A 22,200-nucleotide genomic window follows, 5' to 3' on the forward strand; every position below is an offset into this window, starting at 1 on the left:
TTAGTTCTGGTAAACTAAGCCCCTATTATGGGGCTTTTTTTATGGGCGTATTTTGAGCAAATTTGTATTATCCTTACATACGAGTGTTGCAGATCAACATTGTTTGCAAAATCTTTCTCGCTTTGCACACGCCGCTTTGCAAAGTGGCCATCAGATTGACTGTATTTTTTTATATCAAGACGCCGTCAGTCACGCATCTGAACACTTGCAGCTTGCAAGCGATGAACTCGATGTCAAAAGTATTTGGCAAACATTATCAGATCAAGGTATTCCACTAATGCTGTGTGTGACTGCTGCCGAAAAGCGAGCCGTTGATATTGCTCATACCGGTTTATTTAAAGTCGCAGGCTTGGCAGAGTTTGCCATGCTCAGCGCGAAGGCTGATAAGTGGGTGCAGTTTAAATGAAAAATGTACTCATACTTAGTCATAAAAGCCCATTTGATGGCTTAAACATTCGCGATGCACTGGATACAACACTGATATACGCGGCCATTGACCAAAACGTTTCTTGGCTGCTACTCGACAGTGCCCTACTCTCACTTAAAAAAGAGCAGTCCGCAGCTCAGCTGGGTTTAAAAGATTACTTCAAAACAATCAAAACCCTAGAAATATACGATGTTGAACAAGTGTATGTATGTGAGGAAGCAATGCAAAAGTACCAGCTCAATCAACAGCAATTTAGCATTCCTGTCACAGTGCTGAGTAAGTCACAGCAGCAAGCGTTATTGCAACAACAAGATATGGTCGTCAATTTATGAACATTAATACTGTACACATGCTTTCTAAGCCTTACTCATATTACAGTACAATACAATTAGATAAGCTGATTGCGAGTCATGATGCACTGTTACTCATTGGTGACGCCTGTTATGATCACGCTTCATACATGGGTTTATCAGATAAGTGCTACATGCTGGAAAGCTGTGCGACCGCTCGCGCGATAAGCGTTGATACTGGCATTAATTTAATCAGCGATATTGAGTGGGTAGCGCTTGTCGACAACGCGAAAAAATCAATTACTTGGTAATATATGCTGGAATTTAATAATCAAATCATCGAAACCGATAAGCAAGGCTATTTACTCGATCATACACAATGGTGCACGGAGCTGGCCCCTATCATCGCCGAACAAGAAGGGATCACGCTAACTGATGCGCATTGGGAAGTAGTAAATTTTGTTCGAGACTTTTATGAGGAATATAATACCAGCCCTGCAATTCGCATGCTGGTCAAAGCGATGGCAAAAGCACTGGGTGAAGATAAAGGCAATAGCATGTATTTATATAAACTGTTTCCTAAAGGCCCAGCCAAACAGGCCACCAAAATTGCTGGGTTGCCTAAGCCTGCGAGGTGTATTTAAACAATTGAGCTTCTATACAGCCACTATTTAAAAAGTGGCTGTATATTTATACAAGTCCGAAGTTCACTATTCAGCCGCAACACAACCTTTAGGTGGCTCATTGCTGCATATAACTCGCGTTACGGTCACGTTTCCACCTCTATAGATAGTGTCTCCAATGGTTACTTTCACTCCAGATGCGATCATGTGCTGTAAAATTCTTTGTAGTGCATCATTTGGGCCGCTAGCTCTATAGTCAGCATAATTACCTGACTCATTTAAGCGAACGCCTTTATCTCTGCCTGAGTTAATAATCGGCTCAAACGAAATGGTTATATCGCCGTTTAGGTTTGCAATAACTCCTTTAAACATAAAACTATAAGTGCTTCCATCATTAGGAAAGCGCACGTTAACTGCCATATTAACCGTCAATATCTGATTCACAATGCCTGTGCCTAGTTTGACAGCGGCTGACGTTAAAACACCAGCAATATTCCCTGTGAAATACTCTGTTAGCGCCTGTTGAATTGCAGCTTTTTGCTGTACAGACTTCGCGACAGTATGTGCAGAGTTAATATCTGAGTACATTCCCAAATATGACCGCAAATGGTCAATACTCACATAACCTGCAGCTAAATCATCAATCGTATTTTTAGCCAGTTTTGCCAGCTCCAGTTCTAACTGAGTCTTGAACTGGAGCTGGCCAATACATTATTAGACCTTCTTCACGCACCGTTTCAAATGCTTTAACCTTATTACCCTTAATATCCAGTACGTGTACTATTCCGCCATTGGGCGCGTACTGTATGGCTCTATTTTGCATTTGCTGGTCTGAGCATGAATTACATACCGCGATTTTATTTGCAGCAGCACTTAATGAACTGAACAATAAGCTTGACGTTGAAAGTAATACGACTATCCCTAACAAAATGAACTTTCTCATAATATTTCCCTATATATAAAACAAAATGTTAATTGATATGTTTAAAAAACATTGCAATTCTGTTTTTTTTAAAAATACTTAGTCAAGTTAAAATTAAGCGGTTGTTTTACCTTTACGCCTTGAGCTACACAAAGTAGCATCACTGTATGTCCTTCTTGAGCTGTATTTTCTATTTAATTAACCTTACGATATCTTGGTATCGCTAGTTCTGGTTAAGTAATTACGTCTTGTAGTTTTTGGGATTATCAATAAACCATGTTTGGTGGTATCGCTAAAAAAGTATCATAAATCACTACCAAACATGTCACATCTAAAAATAAAAAACCCAGCACTGGGCTGGGTTCTAACATTAAACATTAGCTGTTTAGTATACGATTACAATACGTCTAATAACTCAACATCAAATACAAGTGTTGAGAAAGGCGCGATTGCAGCACCTGCACCACGCTCACCGTATGCTAGCTCATGTGGAACGTATAGACGCCACTTTGAACCTGCAGGCATAAGCTGTAACGCTTCTGTCCAACCTTTAATAACACCGTTTACAGGGAATTCAGCTGGTTGACCACGATCATAAGAGCTGTCAAATACAGTCCCATTGATAAGTGTGCCGTGATAATGAACACGTACCTTTGAATCAGCAGCTGGCTTTGCGCCTTCACCTGTTGCGATAACTTCATACTGAAGACCTGACTCAGTAACCGTGATTTCAGCACGTTTTGCGTTTTCTTCTAAAAATGCAATGCCTTCAGCAGCGAGTACTTTCGCTTCTTCTTCACGACGAGCTTGGATTTCAGCATTGATTTTTTCAAATGCAGCTTGGATCTCTGGGATCTCAACACGGAACGCGTCTCCAGCGTATGCGTCTTTCATTCCCTCAAATACCGAATGCAAGTTAAGGCCTTCGAATGGATTCGCTTTTAGTTGCTCACCCATTTGTAAGCCAATACCATAGCTTGCTTTTTCAGCATCTGTATTAAATAAATCTGACATAAGTTAATTCACTTTTGTTTCTATTAAAAGACGGGACGCAGTGTAACATAGCCAAGGATGAGTTTAAACGCGATCAAGTCGCATTATCCACATGTCGCTTTTTTACTTGCTGAATAACAAAAGTTGCAAACGGTAAACTCAACGTAAGCCCTATCGCCAACTCAACACTATAATCCACCAGACGATCCGTAAAATAAAACCCAAAGCCCACAACCCCAGTCAGGCTAATAACAATCGCACCTAACATTGGCCATAGCGTTTCATATTTTGTCACCAAGTGAGCGGCCAACAAATTAAATAAAAAGGTAAAGGCAAGAGTTTTTAGTAAGGTTGGATCTTGTTGACCGTCAATAGCCAAACGCAATGCCATCTCTAAACCAGTTAGGTAAAAGAAGCCAAATACAATCCACAAACTAGCGTGTTTAACTACTACTGCTGCTGACATAAATGCCCTCCAAACGAAAAAAACCGCCGTTAAGGCGGTTTTGGGAATGAGGTGGCGGAGAGATAGGGATTTGAACCCTAGATACGCTATTAACGTATGCCGGTTTTCAAGACCGGTGCTTTCAACCACTCAGCCATCTCTCCGTTGTTGGCGCGCATATTAGTGGTTTTCGTAGCGACTGTAAAGGGGGAAAGGTAATTTTTTGCTTATTTCAATAATATTGTTTAGGTCGTTTTGCTAACCAAGCACAAACTACGCACAAAATAACCAAAAAAACCAACACCAATACAGCTTTAAATGCCGATACCGCGAGTTCATTTAGAGGTAAAAAAATATCGGCCAATGATGGAACGCATGAAATTGCAGCCACCAAGAGTAAAACTTTGAATGCTCGAAAAAACTCAAACCGCTTGCTATAACTCATCCAAACAGTAATAAAAACACTTAATAGACTAGGCACAACAAAGGCTAAATGTTGCTGCTTGGTCGATACAAGTACGTAGCCACTTAGCACACAGCCTACAGCCCCCCATATGCACCAAACCCACCAGCTTTCGCGTTCTTTTAAAAATAAATTGCCCATGACCGCCATCTATTATTGTTGTTTGAGACACAATTAGCCTAACAAACTTTAGTATAAGAGCACAACCATACAAAAACTGAACATTTGCGCGCATAAACAACAAAAAAGCCTCAACATATGTTGAGGCTTTTTTTAGGTTTTGACCTATCCTAAATAACGTTAGGCAGTCTTTGCTCTTTGTGCTTGTTTTTGTGCCTGTTTGGCCTCTTTGCGCTGACGTAATACTTCTTGAGCTTCGTGACCTATGTGACCTTCGCCACGGGCTTGAGCCAGCTGCATTTGTTTTTGACGCTCAGCAAAACGAGCACGTTGCTCATCCGTCAGTGATTCATGGCAGTGGTGACATGAAACACCTTCCATGTATTCTTCACGTTGCATTTCTTCTTCAGTGATAGGCATACGGCAAGCGTGACATTGCTCATATGAGCCTTTTTGTAAATCGTGATCTACCGCAACACGGTTGTCAAACACAAAGCATTCCCCTTCCCATAATGACTCTTCTTTTGGTACGTCTTCTAGGTACTTTAGGATTCCGCCTTCAAGGTGATATACTTCCTCAAAGCCCTGCTCTTTCATGTATGCGGTTGATTTTTCACAGCGGATGCCGCCAGTACAGAACATCGCTACTTTTTTATGTTTGCTTGGGTCTAAGTTTTCTTTTGCCCATTGTGGGAATTCACGGAACGTTTTCGTGTTTGGGTCAATCGCGTGTTTAAATGTACCGATTTCGATTTCATAGTCATTACGTGTATCAACTACCACCACTTCAGGATCGGAGATCAGCTCATTCCACTGTTGAGGCTTAACATAACTACCAACAACCTTCAGAGGGTCAATACCTTGCACACCCATAGTAACAATTTCTTTTTTAAGCTTTACTTTGGTGCGATAGAAAGGACATGTCTCATCGTATGACTCTTTGTACACAATGTTGTCTAAACCCGGCTGTTTATCAAGCCATGCCAATAAAGTATCAATGCTTTCTCGTTTACCTGCAACGGTACCGTTAATGCCTTCTGCAGCTAGTAGCAAAGTACCTCGTACTTCATTTTGCTCCATAACATTAAGCAATGGTTGACGAATTTGTTCAAAGTTAGGTAGTGACACGAATTTATACATGGCACAAACCACAAATGGTTTAGACATAAAGTTTTCCTAATTTTCAGCTTTTACTTCGCCTCAAGCATTAAGCACAACGCATGAAGCACACAAACCGAACCGTAAATCCGGCGCTAGAGCGCGTATTCTACGGATTTTTGTATTAATTGCAAAAACCCTTTACACAAACAACTTTATTGCTATCGGAGCTGTACATAGCTTTGCTATAATGTGCGGCTAATCATTAGTTAAGTTTTGGAGAAAAACGCTTTGCACTTTACCGAATTAGGCATTGAGGCCCGTCTGGAAAAACAACTTGCTCATCAGGGGATCACACAACCGACGACGATCCAAAGTCAAGCGGTACCCACAGCAATTGCTGGGCACGATGTATTTGCACAATCTAAAACGGGTTCAGGTAAAACTCTGGCTTTTTTATTGCCAGCCGTGCATCGCGTAATGAAACAAAAAGCACTGAGTAAACGCGACCCACGTGTTTTAATTATTGCTCCCACACGAGAGCTGGCGACGCAAGTATTCAGCCAGTGTCGCTTATTGATTGCAGGCACAAGTATCAGCGTGGTCAAAGTACTCGGTGGTGAAAACTTCAATGATCAAATCAAAGCGCTACGAAAAGACCCACAAATCGTTATTGGCACACCTGGGCGTATAGCAGACCATTTGGAACAGCGTTCATTGCAACTAGGTGGCTTAGAGTTGCTAATTTTTGACGAAGCAGACCGCATGTTAGACTTAGGATTTGCAGATCAACTCAATAAAATAAACGATGAAGCGAATCACCGTTTACGTCAAACGCTATTGTTCTCAGCAACACTTGATCATGCGCAGGTCGAAGTAACATCGCGTAATTTGCTGCGCGCACCGAAAAAAATCATCCTAAGTGATGCACATCAACAACATGGTGACATCAAACAAACACTCTATTTTGCTGATCATTTAGATCACAAGGATACTTTGTTGCAACACTTTGTGGCGCAGCCAGATGTTGGACAATGTATCATTTTCACCGCGACACGTTCAGACACGGTGCGCATTAGTGAACAGCTCAATGCGCAAGGTATTAAAGCCACAGCCTTGGCCGGAGATTTGGCGCAAAATAAACGATTAGACATCATGGACGCTTTCAGCCGTGGCCTGTTTAAAGTACTGGTAACGACCGATGTAGCCTCTCGCGGTCTTGACCTATTGAGCGTCACTCATGTTATTAATTTTGACTTGCCCAAGCAGGCTGAAGAATACGTGCACCGCATAGGCCGTACTGGTCGAGCTGGCTTTAAAGGCACAGCAATCTCTCTAGTGGGTCCGAAAGACTGGAACAGCTTTATTGCCATAAAGAATTATTTAAGCGATGAGCTTGAATTCGACAGCATTACCGGTCTTGAAGCGAAGTTTAAGGGCTTTAAACCTAAGAAGCCAAAAGTGACAAAAACCGTTGCTAAAAAGCCTGCTGCGAAAAAAGCACCTAAAAAAATCACCAAAGCTAAGCCCAAAATTAAAAAAGCCATCCCTGCACCATTTGATGTTGATGGCAACGCACCGCTGCGCCGTAAGCCAAAGCCAACTGAGGAATAATCATGTTAGGAAGTATTAATTCATTAATGATCAGCGAAGTGTGTGCTGAAGGTGCTTATCTCGATGGCAAAGAGTTAGGTGAGGTGTTCTTACCCGCACAAGAGTTAGAAGAACATTTGGAAGCAGGAGACAGCGTTCAAGTATTTATCTTCCAAGACGCACAAGGCCACCCCACTGCTACAACCAAAACACCAATAGCACAAGTGGGTCAATTCGCGCTACTTCGAGTCAAAGCTTTGTCTACAGTCGGTGCTTTTATGGACATAGGTATTGATAAGGACGTATTGGCACCATTTAACGAACAAAAGCCTAAAATGCGTGAGGGCCACAGCTACTTAGTCAGATTGTATTTGGACAATGCGAGCAAGCGTTTGTGTGCTTCGAGCAATTTAAATAAGTTTTTAAATAAAACGGAGCCAAATTACAGTAAGTTTGAGGAAGTTGACTTAATTGTCGCCGCTAAAACCGACCTCGGCTATAAGGTTATTATCAATGAGCAACACTTTGGTGTGGTGTTTTTTAATACCGTGTTCAAACGCATGTTTATGGGCCAAAAACTTAAAGGCTACATCAAATCTGTGCGTGAAGACGGTAAAATTGATGTTGTTTTAGAAAAGCCTGGCATGGGTAAAGTAGTTGATTTAGGAGAGCAAATCTTACAGGCCCTAAACGATAATGGTGGATATTTGCCGTTAGGTGATAAATCAGACCCCGAGCAAATCAAAAAAGCGTTTGCAACCAGTAAGGCTAATTATAAAAAAGCCATTGGTGGGTTGTTTAAGCAAGGTAAAATTAATATCGAAGCCAAGTCCATTTCATTGAAAAAGTAACAACACTGGGGAGCTAAACACTCCCCAGAAAAACCTTAAATAATTGTATAGAAAGGTTTTTTAATTTAATTCTTGTTCATCTCCAAATGACTATTGTCATTTCTTTTGTGTGTGCTTCTTCTCAAGCAGCAACTTTGTATCATCAAAGCAGTGAGTGTACGCACGATGCTAACCAAAAACCTGTCAACGTATATTCACTTTATACAGACATATCGGGTAAACCAGCAAAAACAATCGAGGAAGAAGCTAAGCTGCGTATGCTAGGAAAAATCCAAGCTAAAATGGCAGAAACTGGCAGTGATTATGTGATTAAGCATGTTTCTTTTCGATACGATGAAGATCAGTTTGTAAACTCCTATGTATCGATTCTCCCTGTTAAATCATGTGAGAATGGCATTGTAATCAATGAGAAGTATGCACACCGTTTGCATAGCAGGATTATCAATTTTGAAAGTAACCTGGCACTTGATACGACCACAACTCTTAAGTTTAGAAGCCAGCCACATGCCGTTAGCCCCCTTTCTATCAAAAACACTAACGTGACTCACAACATGCCTTTTGGTATTGCACTCGGTAGTCATTTTGACTCTGCTCAAAAAAACGTTGGTCGCTTTAGTGCATTATGGCCGGTAAATGACACCCTCAAGATAGCTTTTCTTGGTAGAGATAACGCATTCATTTTTCAAAATGACAAATTAACTGGGTATCAATACAGCCGCTCTCTATTACCAATCGATTTACGCAACCGAGTTGAACTTATCTCTGAGCAACCCAGCTTTCATTTTGTTCATAACGATCAGAGTCAAACAGTACAAAAGTTTATTGATAGGCAACAGCAAGCTTCACTTGAAAAGTATTTCAATGAGGTTCAAAGCGTCAATATCAAAGTAAGTGATGATCTCATTCGCTCTCAACTTGAAGGACTAACGATTGGTGACAAACTTGAAAAGTCTGTGGTGGTGAATCAAATGCCATGCTTTACAGGGCAAACCAACATCGATGAATTTGTAAGCAAACACCACTCATCTTTATTAAAGCTTATAGGTTTCAATAATAAGGTATCGTATATTACCGGTTGTTCACAAAGTATTGAGCTACACCACTCAGGCAAAGTGAGTTCAATAGAACTATTTGAACCAATCAGCCAAACCAATGGAGCTTTGTATAACCTCAATAGCTTGTTGGCAACCATACAAAATTGGTCTTATTCAGACATTCACTACGGCGACAACCAAAGTGTGTTAAAACAGTTTAAAACTACCACTAAGGGTAATGGTGTCATTGAGGTAGACTCGCAAAACTGGTTTGGTATTTTCAACGTTTATGACCAAACCGTCGCCAGCGCAACTTTATACCCAAAGGCCATACGATAAATCGGGAAGGGACCTCAGTCCCTTCACCTTTCTCTATCAACCTACCTCACAGCCAACTTCTTGTTTTATTTTAAAAGTTATATCTCATTTGTAGGCGAACATTTCTGGGAGCTTGTAGATATTTAACCGGTGAAGTGCCACGAGCATTGCTATGGTAGTAGTCTCTATCAAACAGGTTTTCAATATATAGTCCTATCGAATACCGCTGACTTTGCCTGAACACATGTAAATTTACGGTAGTCCAACTAGGTATTTGTTCCACCACTGTACCACCGCCTAAAAGTGCGTTTGCTTGCGTATTCACTTTTGACCAATGGTCGATAAAGCCCGCCACTCGCCAAGTCTTACTTAATCGATAAACCAACCCAACTTTTAATTTATGCGTAGGGATATCTAGAACCTCTGTTGTTTCACCCACTCTTGTCTTGTCAGGCTGTACAAATCGATAACTCACCTGACCTTGCCAATGGTTTGCCTGAAACTTTAGCTGATTTTCAAAGCCTGTTATTGCATGTTCTCCTGTCACTCTTGTTTGCCAAACCCCCAGTTCTGGGTCGAGTATCTTTTCATAAAAGTTTTCTGCTTTCATATGGTAAACAGCCGCAATGTTGGCAAATGTTATATCATTCCAGCTGAAGCTCTTGCTCCAGTTTAACTCACTCATCTTCATGGTTTGAGAGTCCAGTTCATCATCGACCACTAAGTCAAACTCAAAAATTGTTGGTGGCCTGAACGCTTCTCCATACGTGAATTTAAATGCCTCAGAAGAATCAGGCTGATATACAATACTTGCCCTAGGTAAATAGGCTGAGTTGGTAAAGTCTTGTTGGTTATGCCTAAGCCCTGCGCTAATTTTTAAACTTTTACTCTGCCAATTAAAGGTTTTCGAATACTGTGCAAATAATGCATGCTTCTCGGATTTTTCTTTATCTTGTGCCCACTCAGGTGGCGTAAACAAAATGGTTTTCTCATCTGTTTTACGATATTTTATTTTTCGTCCTATGTGTGTTCGCCAACCATCGTACCCCACAATCCAATCCGTTTGCTCATCAATCTGATACTGCCATTGCGTGTTAACCCGCACTCTGTCAGATGGTCCAATATCTTCCCTTTCGTTGTACTGAAATAAGTCTTCATAGGATTGCGCGTCATCAGGGACTTGCGTTGTAAGTCTATCCTTTTCTTTATACTCACGAAAATAGCTCACTTCAAAAAATCCACTGAGCCTTGGGTTTAGTTCAATGCGTTTGCCAAGGTAATAATTCTCATAGCCACGCCTAGAATCATCTCCGGTGACATAATCATAAGTGACCGCCTCAATGCCACTAACATTTTCCGAACGGCTAACATTCGCACCGACATAAAAGTCTTGATAATTCATCCGACCATCAAGCGTATAGTTTCGTTCATCATTCCTGAAATTATCAGGATTAAGATCACGCAGAGCATCTTTGCTGCTGCGACTAAACTCGTTAGGATTCATCACGAAGGCTCTCAACTGTTCATAGTCCTGAGCACTTTCAAAGTAACTTGCACTTAACGCCACTGATAGCTGATCATATTGATGATTCAGGAGTAAATGAGCATGCTTGGTATCAGCCTCTGCGGCGATCAGGCTCAGCTCACTTTCGTCTTGTCCCAACCGCGTTATGACATTGATTACCCCCTGCGTTGCATTGCCTCCATAAAGCGTAGAGTTTGGCCCCTGCAACACCTCCACTCGCTCAATCCTGCTCGCGGGAAAGTTGTTCATAATAAACGCTTCATTGGCAAGTAGATTTTGCACTTCTCTACCGTCAATCAACATTAAAGTGCCCGACATATTGCCCGTAAACCCTCGCTGCCCCCCTGGTAGCCAACTCCACTGGTAGAAATAATCCATGTTTGGAATACTCGCCAATATTTCCTTTAAGTCACGCCAGCCATAGTTCTCAATTTCACTTTTCCCGATGACATACACAGTTCCTGAAGAAGACAGCCAGGGTTCACTTTTTCTAGCCGCAACCGTTACCTCTAATTGCAACAACTCTTCCACTGGGAGTGAAAATAAACCTTGCTGTTCATTTTTTTCACTAGCAATGACAGGGCAATGTATGAAGCAAAATATTAATGTAACTGCACATAGATAGTTCATATAACACTGAGTTAAGGAAGTATTGTTCAAAAGTATAGTACAAACCTGTCAACTCAAAAGGCAGCTCAGATTTAGAAGCATAAATTAATGTGAGGAATTTTTAATACGCTACATTTAAAGAGCTCTATCAAAGCCATTTGCCATAAAAGGACATAATTATGCTAAAAATTATTGCCATGTGTTTAGGACTTATTTGCACATATACAGTCAACGCTGCAAACACCACAACCCAAGGCTCTCAAAGCAGCTATCAACCATCTCAACCGCTAGTTAAGTGCCCAACGGATGGCAATGTATACAATCGATTTGCACTGTGCGCAACAGCAACATGCTGGACACTAGATAGTGTCGCCTATTGTAAATGCGAGGTGCTAAATGAACAGAGTATCTCTTTATCATTTAATTATCAGGAAAATGGTCAAGATAAAAATGTGTGTGACTTACTACTGCAAGGAAAAGAGGATGAGTTTACTGTGAGTACCTACGCCACCCCAAGACAACTAGAAGCGGACTACAATCCAAAAGAAGAAAAATTGGGCCCACCTATGGGGTTTTATACTTGCTCAGGTCAAACAAGTGATGAAGCATATAGCGCGCAATGTGATGGTGGTATTTGCTTTAATAGCACCCAAGGAGAAAGCTTTCCTGGACTCGGGTACATTAAGGATAATGAGATTGTGTGTGCCTGTCCGCCCAGTCAAAATCCGACAAAGCGATTCCAAATCGCAGGTCCTTGGTCGTGTGAACCCGGTGCAAAAAATGAGAATAATGAGTGTTGTGATCAAGATTACTATAACCAGATGTGCTCGGTCTCTAGCGTATCAACAACTGGCACAAAATTAGCGGTCGGTGCACCTGCTGGCGGTGCAATGGCTTTTTCCAAGTTATTGGATGGCAGTGTTCCTAAACTCAATGCCTGTCGATTCAAATAGCGCTCTTTTTAAACAGTGATGAGATATCGCTTCATCACTGTTTTACCTCTTCACACATCGAGTATTGGTGTATATTGGTGCCGCGATATGCTTTTTTCGCCGCTCGCTGCACTCTAATATCTTTAAACGCTGCACTGTATCCGCCTTACCCCACGCGAGAATTTCAGCTAACGTTCTGCCACACCCTAAACATACATCTTTGTCATTCAAACAGCAGCTCCTCACACAAGGCGACTCTACTGGTTGATTCTCACCATATAGATGTTTATTCATAACTTCGCCTCCTATATTAACTATATAAGAGATCGTTTGATTTAAAATCCCTGGCAGGGCTATTTCCTTAAACTTTAGGCCCATGTCCCTGTAACACTCTATACAAGTATCCCTACCGACCCGACGGTTAACTTCTAACAGTGAAGTCACTGCATTCGCTACTCATAGACACATCTCTAAGCAAATACAATTGACACTAAGTGCTACAAATCCACTCTCTAATAGTCATAAAAATCATTGGCAAAAACTCAAAGAAACAACAAATTAAAATAATTGACCAAAAACACCCCATTATTATAACATAAAACCCCAATATCGGGACCAAATGGAATATAACAAGGAATGAAAATGAAAAAACTAACAGTAATTACAATGAGTGTTGCACTTTCTCTTGCCGCTAACTACACATTTGCGAATGAAGAAAATTTATCCTCAGGTATCGAGCTGGGCAGTGCACTCCAGCAGAGCGATATAACTTCAATAATGGGCAACGCCAAGTATGCATCACTTCCGCACTCTCAATCTAAGGCGCGATTCTACGAATTTATTGAGCAAACAAAGCAGCAAAACCCACACCTTTCTGTTGAAGACATTGTATCTTTAATCGACAACATGCCAAACGGCTTTCAACAAGGGCAGATGCACGCTTTAAATCAAGGCTCTGTTAGCATTCAAGCTTCTTATGAAGTTATTCGTTCTCAATGGAACAGCTTAAATACCTATGAAAAAGCTTTGGTAGTTGCAAGCCCAGCGAACGCATACATAACCGATATAACAAAAGACAAAGCGTATACTTATACAAATAACGAATATGGCTTCAATGGTCTCGGCGATGAGTCCGATGCATTCAGACACGCTATTTGGAATGCCTTAATGAGCAAATACATCAGTGAGTTTTGGGCCTATCAGTTTGCTACTGCGCACGAGCAAAAGTCACAAGAAGAGCTAAATAAAGTAGCCAGAGATGGAAACTTAGAAAGTGAACACCAAAAAATGGACTTACACAATAACAAAGAAGGACGCGATTGTTGGCATTGGAATGACTCGATTGTATATACTTCAGATGATACATTGATAGAGCGCGTACGCGATAAGGTTAAGTCAAATCAGAGAGTTTCTGGTCAGCTATATTGGCTTAACTAACTCTCTCAGCAACCCATGAGGTAAAAAATGAAAGTTATTCATTTAGTCAGTGTATTACTAATTTCTATGTCATTCATGGGTTGCCAACCTTCACCTGTCGGCGTGTCTGTTGTTATAAAAAATAGCACCGAACACAACGAGACTTTGCAGTTCTATACAGTGAACAGTGAGGTATTAGACACATTTTCTGTTGCAGCCAAAAGTACTAAAGAAATTTTTGTACCGGCAAAGCTGATTAACGATGCTATTGCGCAACAGGGCCACGCGGTTGGTGATTTAACTCTGAAATCTAATACATCTCAGTCTAGCCACCTCATATGTGGCTATATAGAGGTGGCTACTAACAAAGTATGTGGAAAAGCAAAGTTTCAGATCGACTTAGATTGAGATTGTGCCTATATCGATACAAAACAAAACGCCCGAGTCGTTTCGGGCGTTTTTATGATTTTTGGTACGAAGTCAGGTTATTTAATAACTTCTAAACTGCCCATATAAGGACGTAATACACTGGGTACTACAACACTGCCATCTGCTCGTTGGTAGTTCTCTAAGATAGCAACTAAAGTGCGCCCTACAGCCAACCCAGAGCCATTTAGTGTATGTAGTAGTTCAGGTTTTTTCTCACCCTGACGACGGAATCTAGCCTGCATACGACGGGCTTGGAAGTCCCACATATTTGAGCAAGAAGAAATTTCACGATACGTATTTTGAGCTGGTAACCACACCTCAAGGTCGTAAGTTTTTGTCGCGCCGAAGCCCATATCACCCGTACAAAGTACAACCTTGCGGTAAGGTAGTTCTAGCGCTTGTAAGATTTGCTCAGCATGGCCTGTTAACTCTTCTAGCGCAGCCATTGAATCTTCTGGTTTAACCAGCTGAACAAGCTCAACTTTATCAAATTGGTGCTGGCGAATAAGTCCACGCGTATCACGACCATAACTGCCCGCTTCGCTTCTAAAACATGGTGTATGCGCGGTCATACGAATTGGTAGCTCTTTCTCATCGAAAATTTCGTCACGTGCACAGTTTGTTAGCGGTACCTCTGCTGTTGGAATTAAGCTAAAGCCGTCTTGCTCAACACCCTCGTCGCTCACCAAACCTTTTGTGTGGAACAAGTCTTCAGCAAACTTAGGTAATTGGCCCGTACCATAAAGACTGTCTTTATTAACCAAATACGGCACATACATTTCTGTATACCCGTTTTTGTCGGTGTGGGTGTCTAACATAAACTGTACAAGGGCACGGTGCATGCGCGCGATACCGCCACGCATCACAGTAAAACGTGAACCACTGAGCTTAACACCTGCTTCAAAGTCGAGTCCTTTGCCCAAAGCTTCCCCCAAATCAACATGATCTTTTACTTCAAAGTCATATTGTTTAGGCTCACCCCACTTCAATATTTCAACATTGTCACTTTCATCATTACCTGCTGGCACGTCTTCAGCGGGTAAATTAGGCAAAGCCATTGCGATATCATTTAACTGCTCAAGAATACGGTCTTGTTCAGCTTTTGCTGCACTTAATTGATCGCCTAAGTTGGCAACTGCATCCATTAAAGGTTGAACGTCTTCACCTTTCGCTTTTGCTTGACCAATGGCTTTGGAACGGCTGTTACGCTCGCTTTGTAGTTCTTGAGTTTGAGTTTGTAGTGCTTTGCGCTTTTCTTCTAGCGCGGTAATTGCTTCAACATCCAGATCAAAGCCTCGCTTCGCTAAGCGTGCTGCTGCTTCTGCAATGTCTTGACGTAAGTATTTTGAATCTAACATTTGCTATATTTAACCTTTTTGCATGACCAAGCAAAGGCCCAACCAAGCCATAAAAATACACACAACCACGTTGAGTGTGACATTAAGAGCCATTTTCATAATCTGCCCTTGCTGCAATAGCAGCACTGAGTCCATTGAAAATGTAGAAAAAGTCGTTAATGCGCCTAAAAAGCCAATTCCTATTAAAGTCTTGGCTGGGCTAACGGAAATAATTTGTTTTTCTATTAAACCGAAAAGAACACCCATTAACAATGAACCGAGAATATTAACGGTCAATGTACCAAAAGGGAATCCCTTACCGAACAGTTTTAACATCATATCACTGATGAAGAACCGTAAACAGGCACCAGCTGCCCCACCAAGTGCAATTGTTAGGTACATTTTAATCATTTTGATATCTTTTGATGTCACTTTGTAGGTTTTGCTGTTGCAGATACTCTAGTTTAGATTTGATTTGCTTTTCAAGACCACGGTCTGTTGGCTGATAATATTGCCTATCTTTTATTTGCTCTGGAAAGTAGTTTTCACCCGCAGCAAACGCGCCGCTTTCGTTATGGGCATAACGGTACTGTTCACCATAACCGAGCTCTTTCATCAAAGATGTTGGTGCATTTCTTAAGTGCAAGGGAACTTCAAAGTCGGGATCACTGGCCGCGTCTTGTTTGGCCTGATTAAACGCCGTATAAACTGCATTACTTTTTGCCGCGCTGGCTAAATAAATTGTGGCTTGAGCAATTGCTCGCTCCCCCTCACTTGGCCCAACTCGTTGATAAATGTCCCAAGCGTTAAGGGCCACTTGCATCGCACGAGGATCTGCGTTGCCTATGTCCTCAGTGGCGATGGCCAGTAGTCGCCTAGCCACATAAAGTGGGTCTCCTCCACCTGCGAGTATCCGACAATACCAATACAAAGCGGCGTCTGGGCTGCTACCTCGAACAGACTTATGAAATGCGGAGATTAAGTCGTAATATATATCCCCGCCTTTGTCGTATTTGGCCAAATGGCTAGGCAATACATGGGCCAGGACATCAGAATCAATTACCACGCGATTTTCATTTCGCTCAGCCAAATCAACGGCTTGCTCTAACAAATTAAGTGCCTTTCGTGCATCACCTGAGCTGGCTTTGGCTATCGCCACAAGGGCTTTTTCTGGGATATCAATGACAAGCTGTTTAAGCTGCTCATCAAGCTCAATTGCCCTTGTTAGTACTTTAACAAGTTCATCTTCTGTTAGCGCCTTTAAAGTGTAAACCCGTGCGCGTGACAAAATAGCGTTATTTAGAGCAAAGCTGGGGTTTTCGGTGGTCGCCCCGATGAAGATAAAGGTGCCATCTTCAATATAAGGTAAAAAGGCATCTTGTTGAGACTTATTAAATCTGTGCACCTCATCAACAAATAACAAGGTTCTACGCCCTTGCGACAAGCGCCCTTTAGCTTCAAGCACAGCTTCACGTATTTCCTTTACCCCTGAGGTCACGGCGGACAATTGAGTTAGCTCGGCGCTGGCGTGATGAGCTATCACTTCTGCAAGTGTAGTTTTCCCAACTCCAGGAGGTCCCCAGACGATCAAACTGTGACAATGACCAGCGGCAATGGCTTTATAGAGCGGCTGCGAAGGGCTGAGGATATGCGATTGTCCAATGTACTGCTCAAGACAAGTTGGCCGCATTCTGGCGGCCAAGGGTCTTACATCGGGTGCAAAATTAAAACCTAGGCTCGTCAAAACTGTTACTCGCCTTGAGTTTGATCATCAACCACCACCCCCTGAGGAACAGTGAAGCTAAACAAAGCGCCTTCTAACTCCCTATTCAACTGCCCATCATGGAAGCGAAATGTTGATGTTTGACCTGATACATCTTTTACACTCACTGAATCTAGGCTCTGCTGCTTTGAAAACTGCACTTCGAGCATTTCAACCTGAGACTCAACGCCCTCTCTGGGCTTTATTTGATATCCCACATCTGTGTGGTTCACCTGATACTTAGCCCACTGTTCGTCTTCTCGTGTAGTCAAAAGTACAAATGGCGTTGTATCAACCAGTCCAGCAGAGTTCATCACCGTAACTTGCTCAGCAAACATATCGTAGTAATAAGCTTTTTTACCATCGGATACAAAAAGGGTTTCATCAGGCTGGGTTTGCTGCCAGCGAATTTTCATTGGGTGAGCAAGTGCAATATTGCCGATCCCTTGTTGTAATATGTTACCTTGTTCATCTAATACTTGCTGAGAGAAAGACGCTTGGAAAGTATTGATATAATTCAATTTCTCCTTAAGCTCACTTGCCGCATCAGCCAAAACATTTGCACTAAAAGCTAAACCTAAAACAACTAAAGCTGATTTGGTTAGGTACTTACTTAAAATCATTAATTTGCTCCACCTCTAGGTACCAATACTTCTCGGGCACCATTATGTCCTGGCGCACTGACAACACCAGATGCTTCCATTTGTTCTACTAAACGTGCAGCTCGGTTATAGCCAACACGTAATTTGCGTTGTACGCTCGACACAGAGACCTTACCGGATTCGATAACAAACCCAACCGCTTCGTCATAAAGTGGGTCCGACTCGTCATCCCCTCCTTCAGGCGCTTCTCCAGGTAACAGAATATCTTCTGCCGCATCACCACACAAAATCTCTTCAATGTAGTTCGGCTTACCACGCGCTTTCCAATCACTCACCACCGCATGTACTTCATGATCATCTACAAACGCGCCATGCACGCGTATAGGAACACTTGTGCCTGGTGGTAAATACAGCATATCACCCATACCCAGCAGGTTTTCTGCGCCTTGTTGGTCTAATATCGTTCTTGAGTCGATTTTACTGGATACCTGAAACGCCATACGAGTTGGGATATTAGCCTTGATCAAACCCGTAATAACATCAACCGAAGGACGCTGAGTTGCTAGCACTAAGTGGATACCCGCTGCACGCGCTTTTTGTGCAATACGCGCTATCAGCTCTTCCACTTTTTTACCCACGATCATCATCATGTCAGCAAACTCGTCTATCACCACAACAATACTCGGTAGCTTGTCAAGCTCCTCTGGGCCCGTTGCCATGCCATCTGTATCTTTAAACAATGGATCGAGTATTGGGTGGCCTGCAGCCTTGGCATCCAGCACTTTTTGATTGTACCCTTTTAGATTACGCACGCCCAGCGCTGACATTAACTTATAGCGACGTTCCATCTCGCCGACACACCAACGCAATGCGTTCGATGCTTCTTTCATGTCAGTAACAACCTCACACAATAAATGAGGTATCCCCTCATAAACTGATAGTTCAAGCATTTTAGGGTCAATCATAATCATTCGCACATCTTCGGGCGGTGACTTGTAGAGCAAGCTTAATATCATCACATTAACGCCCACTGACTTACCCGAGCCAGTTGTACCCGCAACTAGCAGGTGTGGCATTTTTGCAAGGTCAGCAACCACCGGCTGGCCTGCAATATCTTTACCCAGCACCATGGTAAGCGGTGACGCGTTTTGTTCAAATTTAGGTGCATTGATAACCTCTGACAAGCGCACTATCTCACGATGTTTGTTTGGCAGCTCAAGACCGACATAGGTTTTACCTGGGATCACTTCAACAACACGAACGCTAACCGCAGACAACGAACGTGCTAAGTCTTTCGCAAGGCCGGTAATTTTCGCCACCTTAATACCTGGCGCCAGATCTAATTCAAAGCGGGTAACAACTGGACCTGGATATACACCCACCACACTTGCCTGAATATTAAAGTCGAGTAGTTTGACTTCAACTAGACGTGATACTGCGTCCAATTCCTCTTTTGAAATCGGATTTTTTTGCTTATCGGGTCTATCAAGCAAATCCAGTGAAGGTAAAGGGTCCATTGGTGGGCGCTCTTCAAGCAGTGCCTCAAATTTTTCTTTGGCTGTTGGCGGTGGCGTATAGCTAGATTGCGCTTGCTCTGGCTTATTCTGCTTTAGTGGCCTTGCCGGAGAAACAACGGTCGTTTGTTTTACTTGAGGCTCAGCGGCGGACTCGTCCAGAGCATTCAGTGCAGATGCAGTATCAAACCCTTCATCATCAATGGCTGAGAAATTAATCTCCTGCTCCAAAATATCATCTAGTTCGTCGAATACATCTGGGCGTGATTGCTGTTGACTCTGACTCAGCTGCGTATCTGTAGCTGCTTTTTTCGCAAACAACTTATCTTTTAAACTCAGTAGCTTTGTTTTTTGTGCGGGTTCAGGTTGTTCATCCATGTGAACATCAAAGTCGTTATCTTCAGGTACGTTATCCATTGCACTATCAGCAATATTAATTACTTCTGGTTCTTGATGATTTTCACCAGATAAACGCGATTGTCGCTGCGCCAGCTTTCCTGATATCCAACGGAAAAACTGAACCACTTTTGCACCTAGGTAATCAACAAATTCAACCCAAGACACGCCTGTTAGCAATGTTAAACCAGCAAAAAAGAAACACAGCAGTAAAATAGATGTACCGGTAAAATTAAAGGCTGGCATCATAGCCCCAGCTACGACATCCCCTACTACACCGCCAGATGAGACGCTAAATATATCATCAAAATTAATACTGCTAATTGCGCTGGCTGAGGTGACAAATAAGGTTAAGCCAATTACACGTAGCCCCAACGTCGTATAATCGAGCTGTAGAATTTTATGGGGCTTTTTGAACAGCAGGTAACCGAGAACTTGAATACCCGCAGGCACCAAAAAAGCAAGCCAACCTAGACTCACCAACAGAATGTCCGCTACCCAAGCTCCCGCTGAGCCAGTAATATTTTTAACCTGAACATATTCACTGGTTTGCGACCATGCAGGATCAGCTGGGTCAAAGCTAATCAAAGCACACAAAATGAAAATTGCTGTTGCTGTACTGATAATTAACCCAGTTTCAAGGAGGCGTTGTACACCATTTAGACGCATACTGGCGTTTTCCCCTATTTTTGTTCTTTTATTAACAATTTATTGTCACACCTTACCAAGAAATCGCTCATGGTGCATAGGGTTTTATCACCTCACCCTCTTCACCCTTAACTTCTTCCATCACCACATAGGTACGACTCTCACTGACATTGGGTAATTTCAACAGAATTTCTCCGAGTACGCCACGATACTCAGACATATCTGTCACTCGAGTCTTAAGCAAGAAGTCGAAATTTCCCGAAACAAGATGGCATTCTATTATCTCATCATGCTGACGCACAGCTTGATTGAAGCGGTCAAATACATCCGGTGAGTTCTTGTTTATGGTAATTTCAACGTAAACTAGCAGTCCTTGTCCAAGCTTAGCAGGATCCACTACCGCTTTATAACCTCGAATATAGCCTTCGCGTTCTAGTTTTTTTACCCGCTCTAAACACGGCGTCGCGCTCAAACCTATGCGCCGCGCGAGTTCTACATTAGAAATCCGACCATCTTTTTGTAATTCGACTAAAATTTTCCTGTCGATTCGATCTAATTGTTGATGCATTTAATATAGTTTTTTCTACTGTTTGGTGAGTTATATTAGTGTATATCACTACTGAAACAATGTAAAAAGGTAGGACACACTGGATATGCATATATATAATAGTCGAAAATTTTATCCCGTTCTATTTTAGAGGCGATTTATTATGATTATCGGTGTACCTAAAGAAATTAAAAACCACGAGTACCGCGTAGGTATGGTTCCTGCGAGTGTTCGTGAACTAATTAACCACGGCCACCAAGTTATCGTTGAAACCAATGCTGGTATCGGCATCGGTTTTACTGATGAAGATTATGTTGAAGTTGGCGCTACTGTATTAAATACAGCTGCGGAAGTATTTGCTCAAGCAGATATGATCGTAAAAGTAAAAGAGCCTCAAGCTGTTGAACGCGCAATGTTACGTGAAGGTCAAATCCTATTCACTTACCTTCACCTAGCACCAGATCTTCCACAAACAGAAGATCTAGTTAAGAGCAAATCTATCTGTATCGCATACGAAACAGTTACTGATGCTCGTGGTGGTTTACCACTTCTAGCACCAATGTCAGAAGTTGCAGGACGTATGTCTATCCAAGCTGGCGCACAAGCGCTAGAGAAGTCTCGCGAAGGCCGTGGTATGTTGCTAGGTGGCGTGCCAGGTGTTGAACCTGCAAAAGTAGTTGTAATCGGCGGTGGTATGGTTGGCCGTAACGCAGCTCAAATGGCTGTGGGCTTAGGTGCTGATGTAACAATTCTTGATCGTAACATCGACGTTTTACGTTCACTTAACGCACAGTTTGGTAGTCAAGCTAAAGCTGTTTACTCAACGGCTGATGCGCTAGAGAAGCATGTACTAGAGGCTGACCTTGTAATCGGTGGCGTACTTATCCCAGGTGCTGCAGCTCCTAAGCTAGTTACTGCTGAGCACATCAAAGCGATGAAGCCAGGTGCAGCTATCGTAGACGTTGCTATCGACCAAGGTGGTTGTATTGCAACTTCTAAAGCAACTACACATGCTGAGCCAACATACATTGTTGATGAGGTTGTTCACTACTGTGTTGCTAACATGCCAGGCGCTGTGCCACGCACTTCAACGTTTGCTTTAAATAATGCGACACTACCGTACATTATCAAGCTTGCAAACAAAGGCTATAAAGCTGCACTACTTGAAGACAAGCACTTTATGGATGGCTTGAACGTGCTGAACGGTCAAATCACTTGTAAAGAAGTAGCTGAAGGCTTCAATATGGAATATGTTGACCCACGTACAGCACTTGAAAACGCTTAATTAAATAACGTGAAAAACCCA

Annotated in this window: 24 protein-coding genes and 1 tRNA gene; 11 read left to right on the top strand and 14 right to left on the bottom strand. The window is 42.3% G+C overall.

Features of this window, described 5'->3' with window-relative positions; genetic code table 11:
• The first annotated feature begins 52 nt into the window (after positions 1-52).
• The 4 genes from tusD to L1070_RS01375 are packed head-to-tail and all read left to right on the top strand — an operon-like array spanning position 53 to position 1,361.
• A complete protein-coding gene (tusD, locus tag L1070_RS01360; protein ID WP_237124179.1) occupies positions 53-406 on the top strand; it encodes a sulfurtransferase complex subunit TusD in 354 nt (117 codons plus the stop codon).
• Complete coding sequence (gene tusC, locus L1070_RS01365) at positions 403-759, top strand: sulfurtransferase complex subunit TusC (RefSeq protein ID WP_237124180.1); 357 nt, start codon at positions 403-405, stop codon at positions 757-759. Before tusD ends, tusC begins: the two co-directional genes overlap by 4 nt.
• The gene (locus L1070_RS01370) at positions 756-1,028 is read left to right on the top strand and encodes a DsrH/TusB family sulfur relay protein (RefSeq protein ID WP_237124181.1); all 273 of its coding nucleotides are present in this window, start codon (positions 756-758) and stop codon (positions 1,026-1,028) included. Before tusC ends, L1070_RS01370 begins: the two co-directional genes overlap by 4 nt.
• Before the next feature lie 3 nt (positions 1,029-1,031).
• Entirely contained in the window at positions 1,032-1,361 is a 330-nt protein-coding gene (locus L1070_RS01375) for a TusE/DsrC/DsvC family sulfur relay protein (RefSeq protein WP_237124182.1), read from the top strand.
• Between the two features lie 66 nt (positions 1,362-1,427).
• Here L1070_RS01375 and L1070_RS01380 read toward each other — a convergent pair whose 3' ends face one another.
• The 6 genes from L1070_RS01380 to L1070_RS01405 form a co-directional block, all read right to left on the bottom strand.
• Complete coding sequence (locus L1070_RS01380) at positions 1,428-1,928, bottom strand: hypothetical protein (RefSeq protein ID WP_237124183.1); 501 nt, start codon at positions 1,926-1,928, stop codon at positions 1,428-1,430.
• A 64-nt stretch (positions 1,929-1,992) separates the two neighbouring features.
• A complete protein-coding gene (locus L1070_RS01385) occupies positions 1,993-2,283 on the bottom strand; it encodes a hypothetical protein (RefSeq protein WP_237124184.1) in 291 nt (96 codons plus the stop codon).
• A 375-nt stretch (positions 2,284-2,658) separates the two neighbouring features.
• Positions 2,659-3,276 (bottom strand): FKBP-type peptidyl-prolyl cis-trans isomerase, encoded by a 618-nt coding sequence (locus tag L1070_RS01390; protein WP_070985241.1) that lies wholly within the window; start codon positions 3,274-3,276, stop codon positions 2,659-2,661.
• A gap of 73 nt (positions 3,277-3,349) precedes the next feature.
• Positions 3,350-3,721, bottom strand: a complete 372-nt coding sequence (locus L1070_RS01395; protein WP_237124185.1) for a hypothetical protein — start codon at positions 3,719-3,721, stop codon at positions 3,350-3,352.
• A 52-nt stretch (positions 3,722-3,773) separates the two neighbouring features.
• A tRNA-Ser gene (locus tag L1070_RS01400) sits at positions 3,774-3,864 on the bottom strand.
• Positions 3,865-4,463: 599 nt separating this feature from the next.
• Positions 4,464-5,450: a rhodanese-related sulfurtransferase gene (locus tag L1070_RS01405; RefSeq protein WP_070985239.1), complete on the bottom strand. Its 987-nt coding sequence runs from the start codon at positions 5,448-5,450 to the stop codon at positions 4,464-4,466.
• 222 nt (positions 5,451-5,672) lie between these two features.
• Between L1070_RS01405 and L1070_RS01410 the strand changes: the two genes are divergently transcribed.
• From L1070_RS01410 to L1070_RS01420, 3 genes are all read left to right on the top strand, one after another.
• Positions 5,673-6,995 (top strand): DEAD/DEAH box helicase, encoded by a 1,323-nt coding sequence (locus L1070_RS01410; protein WP_237124186.1) that lies wholly within the window; start codon positions 5,673-5,675, stop codon positions 6,993-6,995.
• Positions 6,992-7,825, top strand: coding sequence for a S1-like domain-containing RNA-binding protein (locus L1070_RS01415; protein WP_237124246.1), 834 nt, complete (start codon positions 6,992-6,994; stop codon positions 7,823-7,825). The genes L1070_RS01410 and L1070_RS01415 overlap by 4 nt, the downstream gene beginning before the upstream one ends.
• An 86-nt stretch (positions 7,826-7,911) precedes the next feature.
• Positions 7,912-9,198 carry a hypothetical protein gene (locus L1070_RS01420; protein WP_237124187.1) on the top strand — a complete coding sequence of 429 codons (1,287 nt, stop codon included), beginning with the start codon at positions 7,912-7,914 and terminating at the stop codon, positions 9,196-9,198.
• Positions 9,199-9,268: 70 nt separating this feature from the next.
• Here L1070_RS01420 and L1070_RS01425 read toward each other — a convergent pair whose 3' ends face one another.
• The gene (locus L1070_RS01425; RefSeq protein ID WP_237124188.1) at positions 9,269-11,221 is read right to left on the bottom strand and encodes a TonB-dependent receptor; all 1,953 of its coding nucleotides are present in this window, start codon (positions 11,219-11,221) and stop codon (positions 9,269-9,271) included.
• A 269-nt stretch (positions 11,222-11,490) separates the two neighbouring features.
• Here L1070_RS01425 and L1070_RS01430 point away from each other — a divergent pair, with 269 nt between their 5' ends.
• Positions 11,491-12,264: a hypothetical protein gene (locus L1070_RS01430; RefSeq protein ID WP_237124189.1), complete on the top strand. Its 774-nt coding sequence runs from the start codon at positions 11,491-11,493 to the stop codon at positions 12,262-12,264.
• A gap of 42 nt (positions 12,265-12,306) precedes the next feature.
• Here L1070_RS01430 and L1070_RS01435 read toward each other — a convergent pair whose 3' ends face one another.
• Positions 12,307-12,621, bottom strand: a complete 315-nt coding sequence (locus tag L1070_RS01435) for a DUF1289 domain-containing protein (protein WP_343221722.1) — start codon at positions 12,619-12,621, stop codon at positions 12,307-12,309.
• Positions 12,622-12,885: 264 nt separating this feature from the next.
• Between L1070_RS01435 and L1070_RS01440 the strand changes: the two genes are divergently transcribed.
• Both L1070_RS01440 and L1070_RS01445 read left to right on the top strand, forming a co-directional pair.
• Positions 12,886-13,680: a hypothetical protein gene (locus L1070_RS01440; protein ID WP_237124191.1), complete on the top strand. Its 795-nt coding sequence runs from the start codon at positions 12,886-12,888 to the stop codon at positions 13,678-13,680.
• Positions 13,681-13,707: 27 nt separating this feature from the next.
• Positions 13,708-14,067, top strand: a complete 360-nt coding sequence (locus tag L1070_RS01445; protein WP_237124192.1) for a hypothetical protein — start codon at positions 13,708-13,710, stop codon at positions 14,065-14,067.
• Between the two features lie 77 nt (positions 14,068-14,144).
• On the opposite strand, the gene serS is transcribed toward L1070_RS01445, so the two are convergent.
• The 6 genes from serS to lrp all read right to left on the bottom strand — a co-directional run bounded on the left by serS (position 14,145) and on the right by lrp (position 20,915).
• Positions 14,145-15,446, bottom strand: coding sequence for a serine--tRNA ligase (gene serS, locus L1070_RS01450; RefSeq protein WP_237124193.1), 1,302 nt, complete (start codon positions 15,444-15,446; stop codon positions 14,145-14,147).
• Between the two features lie 9 nt (positions 15,447-15,455).
• Positions 15,456-15,836 (bottom strand): fluoride efflux transporter CrcB, encoded by a 381-nt coding sequence (crcB, locus tag L1070_RS01455; RefSeq protein WP_070985228.1) that lies wholly within the window; start codon positions 15,834-15,836, stop codon positions 15,456-15,458.
• Positions 15,829-17,169: a replication-associated recombination protein A gene (locus tag L1070_RS01460; RefSeq protein ID WP_237124194.1), complete on the bottom strand. Its 1,341-nt coding sequence runs from the start codon at positions 17,167-17,169 to the stop codon at positions 15,829-15,831. The genes crcB and L1070_RS01460 overlap by 8 nt, the downstream gene beginning before the upstream one ends.
• Positions 17,170-17,174: 5 nt before the next feature.
• Positions 17,175-17,810 (bottom strand): outer membrane lipoprotein chaperone LolA, encoded by a 636-nt coding sequence (gene lolA / locus L1070_RS01465; protein WP_237124195.1) that lies wholly within the window; start codon positions 17,808-17,810, stop codon positions 17,175-17,177.
• Positions 17,810-20,368, bottom strand: coding sequence for a DNA translocase FtsK (locus L1070_RS01470; RefSeq protein ID WP_237124196.1), 2,559 nt, complete (start codon positions 20,366-20,368; stop codon positions 17,810-17,812). Before L1070_RS01470 ends, lolA begins: the two co-directional genes overlap by 1 nt.
• 67 nt (positions 20,369-20,435) lie before the next feature.
• Positions 20,436-20,915, bottom strand: coding sequence for a leucine-responsive transcriptional regulator Lrp (lrp, locus tag L1070_RS01475; protein WP_070985224.1), 480 nt, complete (start codon positions 20,913-20,915; stop codon positions 20,436-20,438).
• Between the two features lie 142 nt (positions 20,916-21,057).
• Between lrp and ald the strand changes: the two genes are divergently transcribed.
• A complete protein-coding gene (ald, locus tag L1070_RS01480) occupies positions 21,058-22,179 on the top strand; it encodes an alanine dehydrogenase (RefSeq protein ID WP_237124197.1) in 1,122 nt (373 codons plus the stop codon).
• The last annotated feature ends 21 nt before the right edge of the window (positions 22,180-22,200 follow it).

Source organism: Pseudoalteromonas sp. MMG022 (genome assembly GCF_021654245.1).
Classification (GTDB): domain Bacteria; phylum Pseudomonadota; class Gammaproteobacteria; order Enterobacterales; family Alteromonadaceae; genus Pseudoalteromonas; species Pseudoalteromonas amylolytica.